17 protein-coding genes are annotated in these 21,085 nt (G+C 55.3%); 2 read left to right on the forward strand and 15 right to left on the reverse strand.

The window, feature by feature from the left end; genetic code table 11:
• Positions 1–40: 40 nt before the first annotated feature.
• The 7 genes from KRAC_RS24780 to KRAC_RS24810 all read right to left on the reverse strand — a co-directional run bounded on the left by KRAC_RS24780 (position 41) and on the right by KRAC_RS24810 (position 8,529).
• On the reverse strand, positions 41–1,432 hold the full coding sequence (locus tag KRAC_RS24780) for a dihydrolipoyl dehydrogenase family protein (RefSeq protein WP_007911903.1): 1,392 nt from the start codon (positions 1,430–1,432) through the stop codon (positions 41–43).
• Positions 1,433–1,466: 34 nt separating this feature from the next.
• The gene (locus KRAC_RS24785; protein ID WP_007911905.1) at positions 1,467–2,747 is read right to left on the reverse strand and encodes a dihydrolipoamide acetyltransferase family protein; all 1,281 of its coding nucleotides are present in this window, start codon (positions 2,745–2,747) and stop codon (positions 1,467–1,469) included.
• A 126-nt stretch (positions 2,748–2,873) separates the two neighbouring features.
• Positions 2,874–3,851, reverse strand: a complete 978-nt coding sequence (locus tag KRAC_RS24790; protein ID WP_007911907.1) for an alpha-ketoacid dehydrogenase subunit beta — start codon at positions 3,849–3,851, stop codon at positions 2,874–2,876.
• A 6-nt stretch (positions 3,852–3,857) separates the two neighbouring features.
• Positions 3,858–4,946, reverse strand: a complete 1,089-nt coding sequence (locus KRAC_RS24795) for a thiamine pyrophosphate-dependent dehydrogenase E1 component subunit alpha (protein WP_007911908.1) — start codon at positions 4,944–4,946, stop codon at positions 3,858–3,860.
• Between the two features lie 152 nt (positions 4,947–5,098).
• Positions 5,099–5,734, reverse strand: a complete 636-nt coding sequence (leuD, locus tag KRAC_RS24800; protein ID WP_007911912.1) for a 3-isopropylmalate dehydratase small subunit — start codon at positions 5,732–5,734, stop codon at positions 5,099–5,101.
• Between the two features lie 130 nt (positions 5,735–5,864).
• Positions 5,865–7,274, reverse strand: a complete 1,410-nt coding sequence (gene leuC, locus KRAC_RS24805) for a 3-isopropylmalate dehydratase large subunit (RefSeq protein ID WP_007911913.1) — start codon at positions 7,272–7,274, stop codon at positions 5,865–5,867.
• A 76-nt stretch (positions 7,275–7,350) separates the two neighbouring features.
• On the reverse strand, positions 7,351–8,529 hold the full coding sequence (locus tag KRAC_RS24810) for a 2-isopropylmalate synthase (protein ID WP_007911914.1): 1,179 nt from the start codon (positions 8,527–8,529) through the stop codon (positions 7,351–7,353).
• A gap of 584 nt (positions 8,530–9,113) precedes the next feature.
• Between KRAC_RS24810 and KRAC_RS24815 the strand changes: the two genes are divergently transcribed.
• Together KRAC_RS24815 and KRAC_RS24820 are read left to right on the forward strand one after the other, a co-directional pair.
• Positions 9,114–10,106 (forward strand): Yip1 family protein, encoded by a 993-nt coding sequence (locus KRAC_RS24815; protein ID WP_007911915.1) that lies wholly within the window; start codon positions 9,114–9,116, stop codon positions 10,104–10,106.
• Positions 10,107–10,273: 167 nt separating this feature from the next.
• Positions 10,274–11,071: a Yip1 family protein gene (locus tag KRAC_RS24820; RefSeq protein WP_007911916.1), complete on the forward strand. Its 798-nt coding sequence runs from the start codon at positions 10,274–10,276 to the stop codon at positions 11,069–11,071.
• Between the two features lie 50 nt (positions 11,072–11,121).
• Here the strand turns inward: KRAC_RS24820 and KRAC_RS24825 are convergent, their stop codons facing one another.
• From KRAC_RS24825 to KRAC_RS24865, 8 genes are all read right to left on the reverse strand, one after another.
• Positions 11,122–12,378 (reverse strand): FAD-dependent oxidoreductase, encoded by a 1,257-nt coding sequence (locus KRAC_RS24825; protein WP_007911918.1) that lies wholly within the window; start codon positions 12,376–12,378, stop codon positions 11,122–11,124.
• Between the two features lie 150 nt (positions 12,379–12,528).
• Positions 12,529–13,680 carry an ABC transporter permease gene (locus KRAC_RS24830; protein ID WP_007911919.1) on the reverse strand — a complete coding sequence of 384 codons (1,152 nt, stop codon included), beginning with the start codon at positions 13,678–13,680 and terminating at the stop codon, positions 12,529–12,531.
• Positions 13,677–14,495, reverse strand: a complete 819-nt coding sequence (gene ccmA, locus KRAC_RS24835) for a heme ABC exporter ATP-binding protein CcmA (protein WP_157507268.1) — start codon at positions 14,493–14,495, stop codon at positions 13,677–13,679. The genes KRAC_RS24830 and ccmA overlap by 4 nt, the downstream gene beginning before the upstream one ends.
• An 89-nt stretch (positions 14,496–14,584) precedes the next feature.
• Positions 14,585–15,196 (reverse strand): TetR/AcrR family transcriptional regulator, encoded by a 612-nt coding sequence (locus tag KRAC_RS24840; RefSeq protein WP_007911921.1) that lies wholly within the window; start codon positions 15,194–15,196, stop codon positions 14,585–14,587.
• 872 nt (positions 15,197–16,068) lie between these two features.
• Positions 16,069–16,302, reverse strand: coding sequence for a helix-turn-helix domain-containing protein (locus KRAC_RS24845; protein WP_007911922.1), 234 nt, complete (start codon positions 16,300–16,302; stop codon positions 16,069–16,071).
• A 721-nt stretch (positions 16,303–17,023) separates the two neighbouring features.
• Positions 17,024–18,613 carry a peptide ABC transporter substrate-binding protein gene (locus tag KRAC_RS24850; RefSeq protein WP_007911923.1) on the reverse strand — a complete coding sequence of 530 codons (1,590 nt, stop codon included), beginning with the start codon at positions 18,611–18,613 and terminating at the stop codon, positions 17,024–17,026.
• 351 nt (positions 18,614–18,964) lie between these two features.
• Positions 18,965–20,158, reverse strand: a complete 1,194-nt coding sequence (locus KRAC_RS24860; RefSeq protein ID WP_169460941.1) for a hypothetical protein — start codon at positions 20,156–20,158, stop codon at positions 18,965–18,967.
• On the reverse strand, positions 20,145–20,807 hold the full coding sequence (locus KRAC_RS24865) for a sigma-70 family RNA polymerase sigma factor (RefSeq protein WP_007911925.1): 663 nt from the start codon (positions 20,805–20,807) through the stop codon (positions 20,145–20,147). The genes KRAC_RS24860 and KRAC_RS24865 overlap by 14 nt, the downstream gene beginning before the upstream one ends.
• Positions 20,808–21,085 lie beyond the last annotated feature (278 nt).

Below are 21,085 nucleotides of genomic sequence, written 5' to 3' on the forward strand. Positions count from 1 at the left end.
TATTATATTAGCCAGCAAGGTACAAGAGCAAATTGTAGGGTCAGGCATTTTTGTTGAGCATATGGATAGCATGCCCCAGCGCGCCTTCTGCGCTTTCGAGCAATGTCTCGCTCAAGCCGGGATGCGCATAGAGAATTTCGCTGAGATCGGTGAGGGTGGCCCCCATCTCCAGCGCGAGGGCAACCTGACCAATGAGATCTCCAGCCCTCGTCCCTACCAACGTCGCGCCAAGCAGAATCTCATCCTCGGCGCTGGCAACGACAAAGGCGGCTCCATTGTCGGCGTTAAGCGTCAGGGCACGTCCATTCGCCGCGAGGGGGAAGCGCGCGCTCTTGACCTTATAGCCCGCCTGTGTCGCCTCTTCGAGCGTATAGCCAACGGAGGCAAACTCAGGCTGGGTATGGACCACGCGCGGGATGACCAGGGGCGCGAACTGCACTCGCTGGCCCGAGAGCACCTCGGCGGCGACCTTCCCCTGCTTCATAGCCACGCTGGCAAGTGGGCTGGTAAGTGGGCTGGTAAGTGTATAGGCGCCCGTACAATCGCCCACGGCATAGATGCGCTCGGTGCTGGTCTTGAGCATAGAATCTACAGCGATGCCGCCATATTCATTGAGACGCACTCCCGCCGCCTCCAGGTGGAGATCTTGTACACGGGGAGCAACGCCAGCCGAGAGTACCAGCGGGCGCTCAGTAATAGTTGTTGGGTCAAAGCGACTCTTGACCTGAATGCCTTGCTTGCGCAGTCCCGCCTGGAGCAGGCGCAGTAGTGCGGGCTCGGCGGAGGCAAGCACCTGCTCCCCTGGAGTGTAGAGCGTCACATGTGTTCCCAGGCGCGCAAAGACTGTTGCCAGTTCGAGCGCGATATAGTCATCACCTGAGATAGCCAGGCGCTCAGGCAGTTGGGGAAGAGCCAATGCCTGCTCAGGCGACAAAATTTCGCGCCCATCATACTCCAGCCCTGCGACCGTCGCTGGCACAGCCCCAGTCGCGATGATGCAGTGGTCAAACTTGAAGCGGTGTGAGCCATGAACTCCCTCCACACGCACCTCACGCTCATTGATAAACCAGCCAGTGCCGGTCACCATTTCCACGCGATTGCCCGTGAGGAGCTGGCGCACGCCGTTAGAGAGCCGCGCCACCACGCCCTCCTTCCAGCCCTGCATTGTAGACCAGTCAAAGGTGGTCGCCTCAACGTGGATGCCAAAGGGAGCCAGTTCGCTTGCCTGAGACTGGCTATAGCGCTCACTGGCCGAGAGCAGAGCTTTAAGGGGAATACAGCCGCGATTGAGGCAGGTGCCTCCCGCAGCGCCTGGAGCTACCAGCGTCACATGATGCCCGCATTGGACGGCGCGGATAGCGGCCACGTAGCCTCCAGGACCCGCGCCCAGCACCAGGACATCGACAGCAGTGGTTACATCGCCTACAACCATACAGAGACCTCTTTCTAGCGCGCTTCAAGAGCGGCTACACCATATCCAGCATGACCTGTTGTGGCCGCTCAATCAGCTCCTTCAAGCGCCCCAGGAAGCGCCCCGCCTGCGCGCCATCGATCAAGCGGTGATCAAAAGAGAGCGCCAGCGGCATGGTTGGACGTGCCTGGACCTGTCCATCCACCAGCACCAGCTTCTCCTGAATGCGCCCCACAGCGAGAATGGCGGCCTCGGGATAGTTGATGATGGGTGTGCCGCTACTACCACCAAACCCACCGACATTATTTAAGGTAAAGGTGCTGCCTGAGAGTTCTGGCAGGGCCAGCTTGCGCTGCTTCGCCCCCTCGACCAGGTGCTCCAGGCGCTGCGCGATCTCCAGTAACGTCAGGTGGTCGGCATCGCGCAAGACAGGGACCAACAAGCCCTCGGGCGAGTCGGTCGCGATGCCTATATGATAAACACGCTTGTAGACGATCTCGCGACTCTTCTCATCCAAACTGGCATTAAAGATAGGAAATTCTTTCAATACGGGGATCAGGAGCTTGACAAGAAGGGGCATATAGGTAAAGCGCACACCGCGCTGCTCCGCCACAGGCTTGAGCGTCGAGCGCAGGGCCACCAGCGCGCTACAATCGACATCGTCAAAGGCGGTCGCATGCGGAATCGTGCGCCAGGAAAGCTCCATACGCTCGGCGATGCGTTTGCGCAGGCCCGTCAGTGGCTGGCGCTCTTCCGCCGCCTCGCTGCCAGACACGACATGGACAGTCCCATTGCGCGAACCATTCGTGACGGGGTGCGTGGCTGCCTCGGGTCTGGCCTCTGGCTGCTTAAGGAAGGTCTCTAGATCCTGCATCGTCACGCGGCCATGCGAGGCCGAAGCCGGGACTTGCGCCAGGTCAATGTTCAGCTCAAAGGCGCGTTTGCGCACCGCGGGCGCGGCGAGCACGCGCGGCCTGCCAGCCTGAGGCGAGATATCGTGCGGCGCCTCTCGCTCTCGAACAGCGGTGGATGTGCCGCGCTCAGGCTGCGTGGCCTGAGTGGTCTTGCTCTGAGAGGAGGTTGCTATAGAGGATGTAGACGACAAAGGTTCAAAGGAGACCAGGCGCGCCCCTACCTTCGCGACCTCGCCCGCAGGCACGTAGATCTCCGCGACCTTGCCCGCCACAGGGGCGGGAATCTCCATCACAGCCTTATCACTCTCCACCTGCACCATCGGCTGATCCAGCTTGATAGTCTCGCCGGGCTGGACCAGCCAGCGCACAACCTCTGCCTCCTCCATCCCCTCTCCCAGGTCGGGTAAACGAAATTCTTCCATCAGTTCTTAACTCCAGATCTTGCTTTTGCGTATATGCTGATCATAAAGGGAAAGGGGAAGAAGTTTGTGGGGACACCCCACGCCCCGGCAGGAGGGAGACCCTCCTGCACCTCCCCTTTTACGAGATCAGGGTTCGAGTACGCGTTTGAGGGCATCAAAGACGCGGGCGGGAGTGGGGAGATAGTAATCCTCCTGGCCGGGTACAGGGAAGGGTGTATCATAGCCGGTCACGCGCGCGACTGGCTTGAGCAGGGAGTAGAGACACGAATCGTTAATGATAGAGACGACCTCGGCACCGACTCCGCCAGCACGCGGTGCCTCGTGTACCACTACGGCGCGCCCCGTTTTCTCAACTGAGGACACGATGGTTTCTTCATCAAGTGGCCAGATGGTACGCAGGTCGATAATCTCCACGCTGGCGCCCAGTTCTGCCTGCGCATGCCTGGCGGCCTCTTGCGCCACGGGAACCATCGCGCCATAGGTGATCAGGCTAACATCCTGGCCCTCCTGCACCACACCGGCCTTGCCCAGTGGGATGGTATAGTGATCCTCAGGCGTCTCCTGACGAAATGAGCGGTAAAGCTTGATGTTCTCCAGAAAGAGCACTGGATCAGGATCAGCCACGGCGGAGGCTAATAAGCCTTTCGCATCATAGGGATTGGAGGGGAGCACGACCTTGATGCCCGGCGTCTGCATAAAAATGCCTTCCAGGCTGTCGGAATGCAGTTCCGGGGTGCGCACACCTCCACCATAGGGGGCGCGAACCACCAGGGGGCAGGTGTAGACACCAGCTGAGCGAAAACGCATGCGCGCAGCCTGGGTGACAAGCTGACTCATACAGAGATAGAGGAAACCGGCAAACTGGATCTCGGCAATCGGGCGCATCCCATACACCGCCATACCAACCGAGCTACCGATAATAGCCGACTCCGCGAGCGGAGTATCAAAGACGCGCTGCTCGCCAAAGCGACGCTGTAGGCCCTCGGTAACCCGGAAGACGCCCCCATTGGCACCAATATCCTGTCCCAACAACACAATCTGCCTATCCCGCTCTAGCTCTAAGGCCAGGGCACTATTCAAGGCATCAATCATCGTCATCTGCATCGTGGCTTACTCCCTTCCATCCTGGCGCTGGCGCATATAGTGGAGAAGATCCTCGCGCTGGGCCTGCAAGCGTGGTGAAAGCCCCTCGCCCATCCAGTCAAAAAAGGCGTCGGGAGCGTTGGGTGGCATCGCCAGCGCCTCACTCGCCGCCTGGTTGATCTCATCCTCAAGCTCACGCTGCATCTCCTGGTCCTGGGCCTCGGTCAGTATCTCTTGCGCGAAGAGCAGGCGGCGCAGGCGTGTGATGGGGTCTTTCCCCTGCCAGGAGGCAACTTCCTGGGCGTCACGATAACGCGTGGGATCATCGGCGGTCGTATGCGCGCCAATGCGATAGGTCAGTGTCTCAATCAGTGTAGGGCCAGCCCCTGAGCGCGCTCGCTCAACGGCCTGCAGCATCACGTCGTAGACGGCAAGGATATCATTGCCATCCACCAGATGCGAAGGAATACCGAAGCCGAGACCACGCGCGGCAAAGGAGGGCGCAGCAGACTGGCGATGGCGTGGCACGCTGATCGCCCAGCCATTGTTCTGCACTACCAGTATCACGGGCGCCTGGAAGACACCTGCGAAGTTCAATGCCTCGTTAAAATCGCCCTCAGAGGTCGCGCCGTCGCCACAGACGCCTACCGCGACCGCCGGGTCGCCCGAAAGCTTCGCGCCCATGGCTAACCCTACAGCATGCAGCATCTGCGTTCCAATGACGATCTGGATGGGGAAGCAATGAGTCTCCCTGGGGTAGGTCGGCGTAAAGCCACGGAAAGAGTAGATCAGGGTGGTAAGCGGCACACCTTTGACGATGTGCGAGGCAATCTCGCGGTAGGAGGTCGCGAGCCAATCCTGGGGCTGGAGCGGCACAGCCAGGCCCACAGCCGTTGCCTCCTGACCCAGCAGCGAACCGAATGTGGTAGCGCGCCCCTGGCGCTGGAGCGCGATTATCTTATTCGAGAAGATACGTGCCTGGCTCATCGCGCGGTAAAAGCCCAGGAGGGTCTCAGAGGGTGAGGGTCCCAGGTCGGGCATAGGTCCAACAAGCTGGCCCTCCTCATTGAGAAGTTGATAGGGGACCAGGGAAGCATCTATCTGTTGCGTCGTCACGAGCGACTCCTTCTAGCGAAATAAGTAGGGTCCATGCTGGCATGGACTTCTCGCGCCTGCGGCGCTCGCCTGGGTAGGTGGTGCGTACTGGCTGGCCTGCTGCCGCCAGTACACACCACCTACCCGAAAGAATATGCATATCACATTAACTATCAAGAGGCGGTGCCTGAGGGCGCGGCGAAGAGCCAGGGGGCCTCCTCGCGCCTGCGCTGCTCGTAGTCCGAGATATCCGTAGTATGCGAAAGCGTCCAGCCAATATTGTCGAGGCCATTGAGCAGGGCATGCTTCTTAAAGGTATCGATCTCAAAGCGCAGGATGCCGCCATCGGGCTTCGTCACGGTCTGCGCCGCCAGATCAACCCGCAAGGTATAGCCTTCCTGGGTCTCGACCTCGCTAAAAAGCTGGCGCACCGTGGCCTCATCTAGCGTGATGGGTAACATGCCATTGTTGAAGCAGTTGTTATAGAAAATATCGGCGAAGCTAGGCGCGATCAGGCAGCGAAAGCCATACTCCAGAATGGCCCAGGGAGCATGCTCACGCGAAGAGCCACAGCCGAAATTATCGTTACTCAGCAGGATACTGGCCCCTTGATAGCGAGGCTGATTAAGCACAAATTCAGGGTTGGGTGTCTTATCATCGCCCTGGTAGCGCCAGTTGGCAAAGAGCGCGGACGCGAAGCCGCTACGGCGAATGGTCTTGAGAAAGCGCGCTGGCGTAATCTCATCGGTATTGACATTGGTGCGATCCAGGGGAGCGACCAGGCCTGTCAGCGTGGTAAATGGTTCCATAGGTGTATCTCTCTCCTCTGTTGACTTCTCGCGCCTGCGGCGCTCGCCTGGGTAGTGGATGTGGGTTGGCAGCCGAAGGCTGCCAACCCACATCCACTACCCAGAATAACTTGCCCATCGGGTTAAGAAGCTAGTTCAGGGTACGAATGTCGACGAAGTGACCGGCGCAGGCAGCAGCTGCGGCCATGGCTGGGCTGACCAGGTGTGTGCGTCCGCCGCGTCCCTGGCGACCCTCAAAGTTACGATTGGAGGTGCTGGCACAGCGCTCACCGGCGGAGAGGCGGTCGCCGTTCATGGCGATACACATGCTACATCCGGCCTCTCGCCACTCAAAACCAGCCTCGCGGAAGATATCGGAAAGCCCCTCCTCTTCGGCCTGGCGGCGCACCGACGTCGAGCCTGGCACAACCATGGCGCGCACCGTGGGAGCGACGTGCCTCCCTTTGATATACTGCGCGGCCAGGCGCAAGTCCTCCAGGCGCGAGTTGGTACAGGAACCGATGAACACGGTATTGAGCTGGATATCCTCAATCCGCTGACCGGGCTGGAGATCCATATACGCCAGCGCGCGCTCCATCGCCTGGCGCTTCACAGGATCTTGCTCCTGGGCTGGATCGGGCACCACGCCGCTCACATCGGCGACCATGCCTGGATTCGTGCCCCAGGTGACCTGGGGGGCAAGGCCCTCCACATGCACCTCGTACACGGCATCGAACGTCGCGCCGGGATCCGAGGGCAGCAGCTTCCAGGTCGCAACCGCCTGCTCAAAGAGCTCGCCCTGGGGGGCATAGGGGCGTCCCTTGATATAAGCAAAAGTGATCTCGTCGGGGGCGACCATGCCCGCGCGCGCACCCGCCTCAATCGCCAGGTTACACAGCGTCATGCGTCCCTCCATCGAGAGAGCGCGTACGGTCGAACCACTAAACTCGATTACATGCCCGGTGCCCACGCCAGTCCCCAGTTGGCCAATGACGTAGAGCGCCACATCCTTCGCCGTCACGCCTGGCGAGAGCTGACCCTCAATGCGAATATTCATGGTCTTCGGCCTGTTCTGCAGGAGGCACTGCGTCGCCAGCACATGCTCGACCTCGCTGGTGCCAATCCCAATGGCGAAGACGCCGAGCGCGCCGTGCGTCGAGGTATGCGAATCACCACAGACCAGGGTCATTCCAGGTAGGGTCAAGCCCAATTCGGGGCCAATGATATGTACGATCCCCTGGTGCGCGTCCTGCATATCAAAGAGTGTCAGGCCAAAGTCGCGCGCGTTCTGCTCCAGAGTTGTGATACAGAGCGCGCTCTCATTATCGACGACATCGAGCATGCGGCGTCCAGCCACCGTGGGGACATTATGGTCAAGCACAGCCACAGTAGCATCCGGGCGACGCACAGCCCGGCCAGTTGTACGTAGGCCAGCAAAGGCCTGGGGCGAGGTCGCTTCGTGGACGAGGTGGCGATCAATATAGAGCAGCGTCGACTCGCCCGACACGGCGCGAACCACGTGAGCATCCCAGATCTTATCGAACATTGTCTTTGGCATCATCACATCTCCATTGGTGATTGTATAAGTGGGACAAGGCCATGCAAGCATAGCCCCTACAACGTAGCGACTGCGCAGTTCAGGCAATATAATTGGTTCGTCCCTGAGCCACCTCGGCAATATAACGCATATCTAGTTCTTCGAGCGTCTTCTTTTTACCCAGCAAGAGCTTCGCCATCTGGAAGGCCTGATCGAGTTGCTCTCTCTCCAGATCATAGCCAAGATCATGCATCTGTGCTGCAAGCGCGGCTCTGCCTGAGAGCTTGCCAACAAAGATACGGCGATCAGCGGCGGAGAGGCCGATGGACTCGGGCGTCATAATCTCATAGGTACGCGCATCTTTTAGCACACCGTCCTGGTGAATACCACCGCCATGCGCGAAGGCGTTCTTGCCCACAATGCTCTTCGTCCATTGCGGCTCCATGCCAGAATAGTGCGCGATCAGGCGGCTAGTCGAGGTAATCTTCGTCGTATCCACATGCACATCCAGGCCCAGTGCGGCGGAACGCGTGCGCACCGCCATGATCACCTCTTCGGTCGCGGCATTACCAGCCCGCTCACCCAGGCCATTGAAGCTTGTATCAACGCGCTCGGCACCGTTACGCAGACCCTCCAGCGCGTTGGCAACGGCCAGCCCTAAATCATCATGACAATGAGCAGAGATGCGGCACTGGGGAAATTCGCGCTTGACGTCGGCGACAAGCTTGCCAAACTCCCAGGGCAGGGCAATGCCCACAGTATCGCAAAGGGTCACAAAGCGCACACCCTCTTTGATGATGGCCTCACAGACCTCAAGAATAAAGTCGTATTCGGTACGCGTCGTGTCTTCGAGGGCGAAATCCACATTTTCGGTATACTGGCGGGCATGGGCCACGGCGACACGCGCCATCTCCAGGACCTCGGCCCGCGTCTTGCCCATTTTAATCTCGCGATGCAGGGGAGAGACGCCAATAAAAGGTTGGATCGCGGGGCGCGCGGCGATCTTGACCGCGTCCCAGGCAGTTTCAATATCGGATATCTGCGCGCGCGCAATGGCACAGACATCCGCGTTCTCTACCTTGGAAGCAATCAGGCGGACCGCCTCAAATTCACCGGGGGAAGAGACAGGGAAACCACAATCGAGGGTATCAAAGCCCATGTTGGCCAGAGCTTGTGCGATTGCAAGCTTCTCTTCAGGAAAGTAATTGACGCCTGGTGTTTGTTCACCATCGCGAAGCGTTGTTTCGTAAAACTTGATAACGCGTGGTTCTATAGCCATACCAAGTCACTCCTTTGTGCTGAGAGACGAACCATCTAACCAGAGCGGTACGCATAACAAGCTTGTAGACAAATATGCGGCAGGAAGACAGGTGAGAGGCCCCTCTATACGTCTTCCATCATTCCCACAAAACCGGTCTCTTGACTCCTATTTTCATTGTGCCATAGACGCTAGCATGAGGCGGGACGCGGGGATTGCCAGCAGGTGCCATGCATCGATAGTCATCAACTTTGATGTCAGAATGCAAAACACGTGGCAGCCGTGGCTAGAAACCCCATCGTTTCGCCACACCACAACAACACTAAGATCTTATTCCGAAACCCAACGTCACTCGCGTGACTAGCGCTTCGCGCTCAGGGTTTTCGGATCAGAAGTAAGAAACGTATTGAAACTTTTCTCTCGCCATTATACGCAAGAAAACCATTAAACTGCAAGCAGAAGCCTCAAGCCGCAAAGTGTTACACATTTCGCCCTTTGACATTACACCCCGATGTACGTATTATCAACTAGCATACAAATACATCGATCCATGGCCCATAGTGTTTTTTGCACATAGCGCTTTTTAGCAAGGAGAATCAATTTATATGTCGCATGAACCAGAAGAGGGGAAGACGCCAGAACATCCTCAGGAGTCCTCGCCCAGGGAGTCAGAATATATAGAATTTGGCGGGCAGAATATAAATGGAACACCGGAGCAGCCAGCTTATACCCAGCCAGGCGCTTACTCTCAGCCGATATCTCCGTATCCTCCTCAGGGTGTCTATCCCCAACCGATACCTCCTTATCCTCCTCAGGGTGCCTATCCCCAACCTATACCTCCTTATCCTCCCCAGGGAGCAGGTGATAATAACTTTCCAGAGCCACCACCCACGCCTCTTACCCTCAAAGAGGGATTGCGCCAGTTACTTGGCCAATGGTGGAAGGTAGTGCGGAAGCCAAGCACACGCTCCTTTGTCGAGGAGAAGGGCAAGGCCAGTTGGAGCGTCATCTGGGTCCTGCTCATTCTCTATGGTGTAATCGGGGGTGGCGCGCTAGTTCTACAACCCTATATTCCTGGCTCTTATCTCAATATCTACTTTCAATTTTTAAGCTTTAATCAGCATGTCTCTCAGAGCGCCGGGGGCTATCCCTATAGCTTTAATCCAGCAGATTTTCTTCGCACCGCATTTCAGGTTGAAGGACTCTTTGGCATCATCTTCTTTCCCCTCGGATACCTCCTGGGTGAAGCCATTTACCTCTTGATCGCCAAGCTCTTCAAAGGGAGTGGCAGTTACCGTCAGCAGGCATACGCAAACATGCTCTATATCGTTCCCACCACGCTGGTCATCTCTATTCTCTCGTTAGTGCCTTTTCTTGGAGGGGTGCTGGAACTCATTTTGGGTATGATCATAGGCGTGTACTTCTATGTCCTGCGCATCTTCGCGACTCAGGCCGTGCATCGCCTGAGCATCGGGCGCGCCCTGGCGGTCGTCTTTATACCCGTGGGCCTGGCGGTTGTCCTTAGCTTTCTCCTGAGCATCATCATCATAGTCATTATCATTATGACCATCTCCACACATCCATATGCCACGCCATAACCAGAGAGCAACTCTTACACAAATTTGTCAGTAGGAAGAGTGCCAGGTCGGTGTGGGCTTGTGCCCACACCGACCTGGCACTCTTCCTAACCCCTCTCACTACTGGCAAAGGGAGGTGAGAGTGAGTACAATAGGATGGATACATTTTCGTGCGAGGAGTTTCTGTTATGTCACAAGATCCCAGGACGGATTATCCCGGCTATGGAGGCCCAGGCCAGCGCCCCCCGCAGTATAATCCCTATCCACAGCCTGGTGGTCCCCAGGGCGACTACAACTATGGACCGCAGGGCGATGGCTCCCAGACGTTAGAGGAGCCAGGCTCACTGAAAGATGATCTCTTACGCCTCCCCAAGGTGTACTGGCGCGTCTTAACGCGTCCAGGCACGCAGACCCTTACGCAGGAGGCAACACGAGGTCAGTGGGACCTCGTCTGGATCCAATTGCTCATTTATGCTATTGTTACTGGTGTTATCTACTATATTAATCTGCTCCTCTCGGGTGGGCTGGCAAGCCTCAACACCCAGGGGACCGGCACCATCTCACTCCCATCGACCGCGCGACATGTGCTTGAGATGGCGGCCTCCCTCGCTATTATCGCCTTTATTCCTTTAGCTTTTTTCATCTGGCAAAGCGTCGTCTTGATCTGTGCCAGAATGTTTGGGGGCCAGGGTCACTTTGTGCAACAAAGCCACGCCTTTCTGCTCTTCTGGGTCCCCCTTGGTATCATCAGCGGCCTGTTAGGCCTCATACTCTCCTTCCTTGATACAGTACCTTTTCTCATCATCGCGGCCATCTTCGCCTGCTATCAGCTTGTGCTGGGCTTTTTCGCGCTGAAGGCCGTACATCGTCTTAACACAGGGAGGGCCATAGGCGCTATTCTGGCCCCTTCATTTATCCTCCTCTTCTTCGCGGCATGTGCCCTGGGCGCTTTGGGAGCACTCGGCAGCCTGGCGTATGGGGGATAGACTGAAGCGACGTCATGCGCCACGAACGTGGCGCATGACGTCGCTTCAGTCTACTTTCTGTTAACGTGTACGGGCCAAAGGCCCAGGCCCATCAGGCGGGGAAGCAGGCCGCTCAGGAGGGGAAACTTGCCCAGCACACGCAGGGGCAGGGGAAGCGTAAAGGGGTGATCTTGATCTTGTGCCAGCGCTAGCGCGAAGACCCGGTTCTGCAAAAAGGTTTGTACAAGCTGAATAAACCTGGTGGGAATTTCACGTCTCCTCTGTACAGCGGCAAGATGCTTGAGCGGTAGCTGCCCACGTTGCAGGTCAGGCGCCAGGATATTGGCGGTCGCGACCGCATCCTGGATCGCATAGTTAATGCCCACGCCGCCTACTGGGGACATGACATGCGCGGCATCGCCAATCAAGAGCAGGCCTGGGCGATACCATTGGGGGAGGCGGCTCGCCTCGACCGAGAGAACCGAAACTTGCTTCCAATCGCGTAGCTCCTGGGCGCGTTCAGCAAGCTCGGGCAGTGTCTCGGCCACCACGGCCCGCAAATGCTCAAGGCCCGCCGCGCGCACCTGCTGATACTGCCCCTTGGGAATAACATGGCCAACTTGCCAGTAATCGAAGCGATTCAAGAGCACCAGGATGGCACGCGCCCCAAAACGGGCGAAAGTCTCGCTGCTATCCCCCGATTGGCGCGAGAGACGGAACCAGAGGATATCCATCGGTGGCGAGGCCTTGATAGGCTCCATACCCGCTAGTTTGCGCATACGCGAGAAGCGACCATCTGCCCCTACCGTGAGGGGGGCGCGCACCTCGTGCCAACCATCCTTCCCTCGGTAGCGCACTCCATGGACCACGCCCTCTTCCTCGATTAAGCTATCCACCTGGGCATTAAACACAAGCTGAAAACAGGGATAGCGGCTCGCCTCGCGTGTAATAAAATTGAGGAAGTCGACCTGGGGTAAGAGCGCCACAAAGGGATATTTCGCTGTTTTTGCCAGGTGAGCAAAATTCGCGAGATGCACCTCTCCCCGCGAGGTCTGAAAGACCATCTCACGCATCTCTGTGTGCTGTAGCTGAAGAAAACGCTCGGCCAGGCCAAGCTCATCGAGAATCGTCATGACCGAGGGGTGAATCGTATCGCCACGAAACTCGCGATCAAAATCGGCATGCGCCTCCAGGAGTATAACCGGAATGTCCTGCCGCGCCAGCAGCAGGGCCAGCATCACCCCGGCTGGTCCACCACCGACAATGCAGCACGAGGTCTCGACGCTATCAAGTATTTCATGGGCGGTAGAAATGGTCTGATTCTGCATATACTCTTCTCCTGTCCGTCAGCTCCACTGCTGGAACCAGAGATGGCATCATCCGCTAGCAGATAACGCCATCTGCACACTGCGTAAGGCCTATACTCCAGGATACACACTACAAAAGAGCAACCAGAAACAACAACAGGGTAAAGGCTCCTAAGCCGCTTCGCGGCGCATAGTAAGCGCACTCAAGCCCACCATCAGTAAGGCAAAGACCAGCAGCGCTCCAAGCTGCTGCCAGATCTGTGTGACCCCCATCCCCTTCAGCATGACCGAGCGTAAGGCGTCGTTGGCGTATGTGAGCGGCAGGAGATAGGTGAAGGGTTGCAGCAGCGCAGGTAGCTGCTTGATTGGCCAGAAGACGCCCGAGAGAAAAATCTGGACGCCCAGAATCAAAGGGATAAATTGCACAACCTGGAACTCGTTACGGGCGAAGGTCGAGAGAAAGATGCCCAGGTTGACGCTGCCAATAGTCAATAAGAGCGAGACAAGAAATACCAGCGCCAGGTTGCCGCTATAATGCACCCGCAGGACAAAGACGACAAAGAGGAGAATCACCAAGGCCTGCACCAGAGCAAAGAGCGTAAAACCACATATATACCCGGTTACCAGCTCCGCGCGCTTCAAGGGCGAGACCAGGACGCGCTCAATCGTCCCCTGCGAGCGCTCACGCAAAAACGATACCGAGGTCAAGAGAAAGACAAAGAAGAAGGAGAAGATTCCAATAAAGACTGGAGCCAGCGCATCCGTCGAGGTATAGTCAGCGCCGCCATACAGGTAACGTGGCTCCGCAAGCGTGAATGGAAGCTGCTTAAGATCTGGCAATTGCCCCTGCACACCAGAAGCAGGGCGCGAGAGTGTGAGCAGGATGCCAACCTGGCGCGCGATACCTTCCGCCTGCTGGCGCATTACACTCGCCACATTAGGATCAGAGCCTTCCAGTACCACCTGTACGCTCGGCTTCTGACCTCGCGTGAGCTGATCCATAAAGTCGGAGGGAAAGACTAACGCGGCGTCGGCATCGCCATTCTTCAATGTAGCATCAACCTGACTGCCAGCAATGGAGCGCGTCTTAAGCTTATCGGTCCCTGGAAGCACCTGGTCAATTAAAGTGTTAATACGCTCACTACCCACCCCTTCAGGACGTACCAGGGCCAGAGTATACACCGTCGTCGTATTAGAGAGCACCAGGTAGAGCAACGTCATCAGTACAATGGGAATCACAAAGATCAACGCGAGCGTGCGTCTATCGCGAATAATCTGGCGCATAATGCGCTGTGCGAGAGAGAAGATACGCGCAAAGCTCATGACTGAACCTCCTGTTCATCCTGGGCAGACGTAGTATTTGTATACACTTGTCCCTGCTCTGTAGCACCAGAGGGCATATTTTGATGCGCAAAGAAGAGAAAGGCCTCTTCCATCGAATTCTTCCCCGAACGCTCCAGAAGCTCTGTGGGAGCGCCTTGTGCCAGGAGTTCACCCGAGCGTAACAATCCAAGACGCGTGCAGCGGCTGGCTTCATCGAGATGGTGAGTCGATACAATAATCGTCACGCCCTCACGATTGAGCTGCACGAAATACTGCCAGAAAGAGAGACGTAGCTCAGGATCCACGCCCACGGTTGGCTCATCCAGCAGAATGACCTGGGGTCGATGCACCAGGGCGCAGGCCAGCGAGAGTCGCTGTTTCATACCGCCGCTAAAATGAGCTACCAGGCTTGAGGCGCGGTCGGTCAGTTCCACACGTTCAAGCTCCTCATTGATACGCCTGCGGCGCTCCTCTCCGCGTAAGCCATAAATACTCGCGAAAAACTCCAGGTTCTCACGCGCGGTCAGGTCATTATAGAGCGCGCTGGCCTGCGTCATATATCCGATGGCAGGGGCCACCGCCTGGGAAGGCACGCGCTTTCCCAGAATAGAAATAGTTCCTTGTGTGGGTCGCGATAAACCTACCAGCAAACGGATAAGCGTTGTCTTCCCTGAACCATTGGGGCCAATAAAGCCATATGTCTCGCCCGCGTTGATCGTCAGCGAAAGGTCTTTTAGCGCATAAAGCTTACCAAAGCGCTTCGCTACATGCTCAAGCACAATCACAGGCTCGCCTACCCGTGACCGTTGCTCCATTGCTGCATCCCCGGCCTTCCTCATAAAGAGCCGCCTTTCATATTAATTAACCAAACAATTAATAGCAGAGCAAAAAAAGAGCTTGAGACTCAATCTGGTAAGAGTCCTTGAAGAAAAATATCAGCGATAGTATTTGCAACTTGCTCTTGGCTATAAGCAAGCGCTTGTGAATCAAGAAAGATCTGGCGCCGCAACACAAAACCAATCACACTCCCTATTAATGCTTGTGCTGCCAGACGGTTATCCTCTAAACGACGTAAATTTCCCTGCTCCATTTGTTGATCAAGATACCTAGCAAGCATATTTACCGCTTGCTGAAGCACATTGGGAGCTACAGGCAGGGCGCTCGCATTATGCAGTATTTCTGGCAACATAACACGAATAATCTGCACAAATTGCTCCCCCTCAACAAGCTGGAGTATCTGTAATACAAGCAAAGGCAAAAATTGTGCCGGCGGCAACTCCATCACCTGTAGAGAAAGAGAGCGCAGCAGCCCCAGGGGAGAGCGCTCCTCAAGTACTGCCTGCAACAAAGCCTCCTTGCTCTCAAAATAATGATAGATCAGGCCTGAAGTCACATCGGCCTCATGCGCAATATCCTTATTCGTTGCACGTGAGAAGCCCTTGCGCGCAAAGACGCGTATTGCCGCATCCAACAACTGTTCGCGTCGATCCTCAACGACCTTCGGGGTCCTGGCCATACATCACTACTCCCACTCTTGTCGAGCATACGAATTTATTAACTAACCGATTAATTAATAGCATACACCCAGAGAGCACCAAAATCAAGCCGAATATAACTCCTCTTTCAGATATCCAAAGAGTTCCAGTTTTCTCTTACCAGCCCCTAAAATCTCTAATAAAAAGAGAAGTGCGGATTGAGCGGGCTTCTGCCCGCTCAATCCGCACTTCTCTTTTTATATAGGCGTGGCGAGAAAACCACGAGGTCTTCAGCCTCGTGGATGAATCGCCGGACCGCCTCTTGTTCTTTTGAGCAAGAGACGATCCATTGACTCAAAAAACTCTGCCCGAAGGCAGGTAGTGCGTATCCCTTCGCTATAACCACGAAGGGAATCCGGCTTCATCTCGACAATGTTCAAAAGGCTTTTTACACCGAGAGCACCGGCCCTTTCCTCAAGCCTACTTAACTCTCAGCGACACTTAACTCTCAGCGACAGAGCAGCGGTCTGATGCGTCAACCGCAGGTGTCATGACCTATCAAACGTAGCGCCCATTTCTGGGGCTGAGTCTGGTGAACTCAGACTTCCGAAGAAGCTACTGAACCAAATCTTCAGTGACTTCCGAAGAAGCCGCTGCGTCTTTAGCTCAGCGGTAGTTCACTAGTAAGCGCCACAGGCGCGAAAAGTCACAAATAAAGAAAAAAGGAAAACCACCTCATTCCTGGCGCGGGGGCAAAAGCGACAGCCCCTGCGCGGAAGAGCCAAAGAAGAATATATTATACCCAGGGCATCTAGAAAAGAAGAAGATAGATGCCCTTATGTGCGTTTCTCAGATCAGAGTCGAGAACTATATTCACGCATATACATACCAGAATGTATGCGCTGCGTGACGATTAAGAAACCAGTTCAAGCGCTGGAACACCCAGGACGCGAGCTAGCATACGCAAATGGTATGGCTGAGCCTCGACACGCCCTGTCTCCAAAGAAGTAATAGTATCTCGACGAAGACCACTGAGATTAGCTAACTGGCTCAGGCTTATTCCCTGACGTTGACGTAGAATACGTAGATTGGTCAAACCACGGGTCAAACCACGAGCCTTCAAACTTTTGTCCTTAGCAGCTTTCATTTGCCTCTCCTTTGAGGTGGGAAGTAGCTCCGCTGCCGTCATTGCCAACGAAGCGTCTTCAACGTGTTTTTTTACACGCATCAGACGGATCCTCCAACTGATAAATAGCATACCAGATGAAACACAATATTGTCTAGAGGAACGCTCTGACAACCCATAATTTCAACCTGATACACAAAACAACCATTTCCATCAACACCGTTTGCTTTCTCTCAGCCATCTACAATACGGATGAGAGCGTAAAAAAGTTGCAGTGTTTCATGTTCCAGAATGGGCCAGTGGAGATTATGACATACCATTACTGTGCATTTCTATGCGAAGCATTTCTTCGCGGGGTTCCATACCCTATAGGTAACGCAGCTAAGGCCGATTTTTGTTCCTGCTGTTTTCCCTATCTCTACTATATATATCGCATAAGAAGACAAAATGAAACGCTTTTATCTACCAATTCTCGCTCTGATACAACAATCACTATTTAAATCCTCCTCACCAGTGCTCTGTCAATCTTCATCCGAAAGGTTTCACGCCGCCTGCGGCGGCAGGAGGTGAGTGCAAAGGGGCTGACGCCCCTCTGCACTCACCCCTTTCCAATCAACTTTGACAAAGCTCTATCAATCTTCATCCGAAAGGTTTCACGCCGCCTGCGGCGGCAGGGGGTGAGACGCAGAGGGGCTGACGCCCCTCTGCACTCCCCTCCTTTCCAATCAACTTTGACAAAGTACTAGGAACTCAACCACCAGTCAGAGATGTTCCAGGTATTCAAGGAGGGATTGGCGTCCGGAAAGACATTGTGCAGGTGGGCATCAACTGTCAGCAGATTCAGCTCACAGTAAAGCGGCAGCATATAGACCTGGGCATTCAGGCGCGTGAGAAAACGCTGGTAAGCCTCACGGCGCGCGGAGAATGCGACTAGTGAGCGGCCTTGCTCCAGGGCCTGGTCAAGCTGGGCATCGCGCACGCGCCCATAGTTACTCCCGCCTGGTTGCTGCTCACCTGGCACCTGGGAGGAGTGAAAGACGCTGTAGGCCTCGTCAGGCTCCGGGCCATTAAAATAGGTGAACAGCGCCAGGTCAAACTTGCCCGTCGCCAGCACGCCTCCCCTGGTAGAGAGTCCAAAGAAACTGTTCAGATCATAGGTTGTGATCGTCAATTGAATACCAATTGCACGCAGGTCGCGCTCAAGTGCTTGTGCCACAGCCAGGCGCACTGGATCCTGCGATGTTGTCACCAGGCGTAACATAAACGGCTGTGAGTTTTTCTCTAAGATACCTGTGCGGTTGGTTTTCCAACCTGCCTGGGCCAGCAAACGGCGCGCCAGCGCGGAATCATATTTCGCAGACGGAAGCGCCGCATCATAGTACAACGAGGGGGATGGCTCAACCTGGTTGACACGTCGCTGACAAGCAGAATCCTTCAGGACGTCGTGTAGCAATCCACAAACATCGATTGCTGCTTGTAGTGCCTGGCGCACGCGCAGGTCTTGCAGGAGTGGATGGTCGAGATTCAGATCCAGGTGGGCATATGAGGCGGTCGGCACACTCACCTGCTGCACCTGTCCCGGCAAGCCGCGCAGAAGTGGAAGATCTGGCTCTTGATAGCCTTGCGCGATTGTGACCGTGCCCTGGCGGACGGCCTGAGCCAGAGTCTGCGCTGAGGAATACACCTGGTAAGTGATACCAGCCAGGTAGGGGCCATGAAAAAGCGTTGAGTGATAGGCATGATTAGGCGTCAGCACATAGCGTTTTCCTGGCTCGAAACGCTCGACTTGATAAGGGCCACTTGTCACCTGCGGAGCTTGATAAATGGAGACGATGTTCTGTAAATCAATTGGGCGCAAGTGTCCCCAGGCATGTTCAGGCGCGGCAAGCGGGAGATAAAAGAGATAGGGGCCAAAGGGGCGCTTCATATGTAGCACCACGGTCAAAGTGTCAGGCGTTTCAATGGAGTCGATCTGGTCGTAGCCTGATCGGAGGATCGCCCCCGTCTGAGGGTCCTGGTTTAAGCGCCACCAGAAGCGAAAATCCGCGGCCTGTATAGGCTGATTATCCGACCAGCGGAGATCGGGGCGCAGGTGCATAGTAATCGTCTTGCCATCATCGGTCACCCCACCGTTCTCAGGCAGGGGCACCTCGGTCAGTTCATCGGCGTGAACCTGGAAGTGGTTATCAAAAACCACAGGCTGGCCCCAGAGCGCGCTATCGAGCGCCAGGTCGGCTGAAGTGCTGGCAAAGAGTGGATTGGGAGCGGAAGGCAGTGCCAGGTCGCCAAGCGTCAGCTGCCCGGAAACCTGCCCACCAGGATAGGGCGTCATGTTATACATCCCCAGCAATGGAGAGTTTATCGTTGCCGGAGGAGTGGCTGTATTCAAACACCCTGAGAATATCAATGGCAAACAAGCAAGTAGTAAAAAGAGAAAGAGGCGCCTCCTGGTTCTCTCCAGCGCGGCGCCTCTTTTTTTCACATACACCCGTTTTTTCGTATGTCTGCCGCCTACGGCGGCAGAGGAATGAGACGCAGAGGGGCTGACGCCCCTCTGCACTCCCCACATTCACTTGACTGGCATGTCTGCCGCTACGGCGGCAGGGGAATGAGACGCAGAGGGGCGTCAGCCCCTCTGCACTCCCCACGTTCACTCTTAAACAGATCAAGAAATTACAGCATATCAGGGCGAGTTATCGACGCCACGTTGATCTTTCGTTGGTGTAGACCCATCAGGCGGAAGCACCAGGAGCGAAGGGCCATCGGGATTATCTTTATCCACGAGCAGCGTTCGCACCATCCAGGCAGGATATTCTGTACTTTGCTGAAAACTATTCACATGCCCCATGGTCCGGAAGACGCGCTGTACATTAAACTGGTTTAACTGTGTAGCAATCTGGCTAAGTACATCTTGCGTGACTCCATCACGTTGATCGCCCTGAATCCAAAAGATCACGCCATCGCGTTCATAGATCAACTCAATCTGACCATCATGAACCCACTCATGGGTACTATTATCCAGATTATACACCCAGTTGCCATCAACAGTGATAGCCGCCTGACCATCGGGACCAATCCGTAGCTCATGCGCCGAACCAAGCGAAACATTTTGAATAACCTTGACTCGTGGCTTCAATTCCCAGATGGTAATTTTTCCCGAACCATGCGGTTTCAAACCAGGTGCTGAATAATGGCTCACTAATTGCAGGACGGGGCCATCCGTCCAGAACACACCCTGGTTCTGGATCAGGTAGGCCTCCTCCATCGTATAGTTCTCAGGCAGATAACTCGGCCAGTAGAGGGGGAATTGCAGGCGTGAAACGGTTTCCAGAAAGCTAATCTGCTTTGGTTCATTCTCAATATTTGCCCGCAACGGCTGGGGAGAGGTCTTTGCTGCATCCAACTCTTTGGGAAGCAAGCGTGTCTGTACCACGCCTGCATGCGGTCCCGCAACGAGATAGATGACTCCCGAGGCAAAGGCGTTGCCTGTGGCCATCATTGTAGCCAGCATAAATAAAAAGCAAGAAGAAGCCACAACAGCCAGAGGACGCTGTACCGGAGCCATTTGAGATACCCACTGCCAAAGCGAGAAGCGAAAAAGGTGGCGATGCAGGCGTAGGCGACGAAACACACGAGCGTATGTCCGCTGCTCTAGTCCTTGAGTAGCGGGCTGGAAACGACTATTCTCCGCGTCTAGCAGCGTTTGCACAAAGTAGGGAGGCAGCTCCTCATCCGCAGGTGAGAAGAGCCCCTGTAACTCATGGGCAAAGTCTAGATCTTCTTTCGAAAAGTCATCTGGTAGCCGTCCCTCTTTCTCCAGATAGAGTGCAGAGGGATCTTTATCTGGCTCCTGCAAGCGTCGATCAAATTCGCTCATACTCATGGGCGTGCTCCTTGAGCGTTTCTCGTAAGCTCTTTCGCGCCCGCCACAAACGGGTATCTACAGCGTGACGGGTCAGCCCAGTCTTCTTCGCCAGCTCTTCGGTGCTAGCAAACTTAAAATAGCGTTGGTAAATAAGGTAACGATCGAGCTCAGGCAGCGTCGCCAGGGCGAGACGCAGTTCCTCGCGTCTCTCACTTTGCTCTAACAGGTTCTCCATACTGGTCTCTGGATGAGGAGGAAGCGCTACACGCGCATCTGTCTCGCCCCAACCAGAAAATTTACGACTTCCACTACCATCTGAGGAATTCCACTGACGTGTTTCATCAGCGGATTGCAGGGTATGCGTTTGCCTACGACACAGCTGGCGCCTGCGATCCAAAGCAATATACTTCGCCCGCATGGTCAACCAGGTGCGCAACGTCCCTCGACTGGCGTCAAAGGTATCGATTTCCTGCCAGACAGCTACGAAAAGGTCGTTGACGCACTCCTCAGCGTCTTGAGCTACCCCAATGCCGTCGAGGACGACACGGATAAAATAAAATACTTCACGAGAGTAGCGGGTGATGAGAGTCTCCAACGCTTCTGGATCACGCTCATGCAACCGTCGGGCCAGGTCATCATCAGACCAATCATGTCGCACCATCTTTGCTCCTTGCAGACCTGTGTATTCTCGCTCCTTGCAGGTAAACAAAAAACCAAGCCTGCTAAAGACATACAAGAAGTGAAATACACTGATCAATGGTACAAGCCCTTTCACTGTAATAAGATATACGCTTCCTAGGAGAAGCTTCTCTCATGGTTTCGGGGCTTTTTACAATTTTGCGCAAAACAGCGATAATTGTCAAGATGTTTTCTCATGAGATTCGCAGTTAAGCAGGCGTAAATAAACAATCTGTAAGGCATAGCCATTCAGACGCACAC

Source organism: Ktedonobacter racemifer DSM 44963, from assembly GCF_000178855.1.
Classification (GTDB): domain Bacteria; phylum Chloroflexota; class Ktedonobacteria; order Ktedonobacterales; family Ktedonobacteraceae; genus Ktedonobacter; species Ktedonobacter racemifer.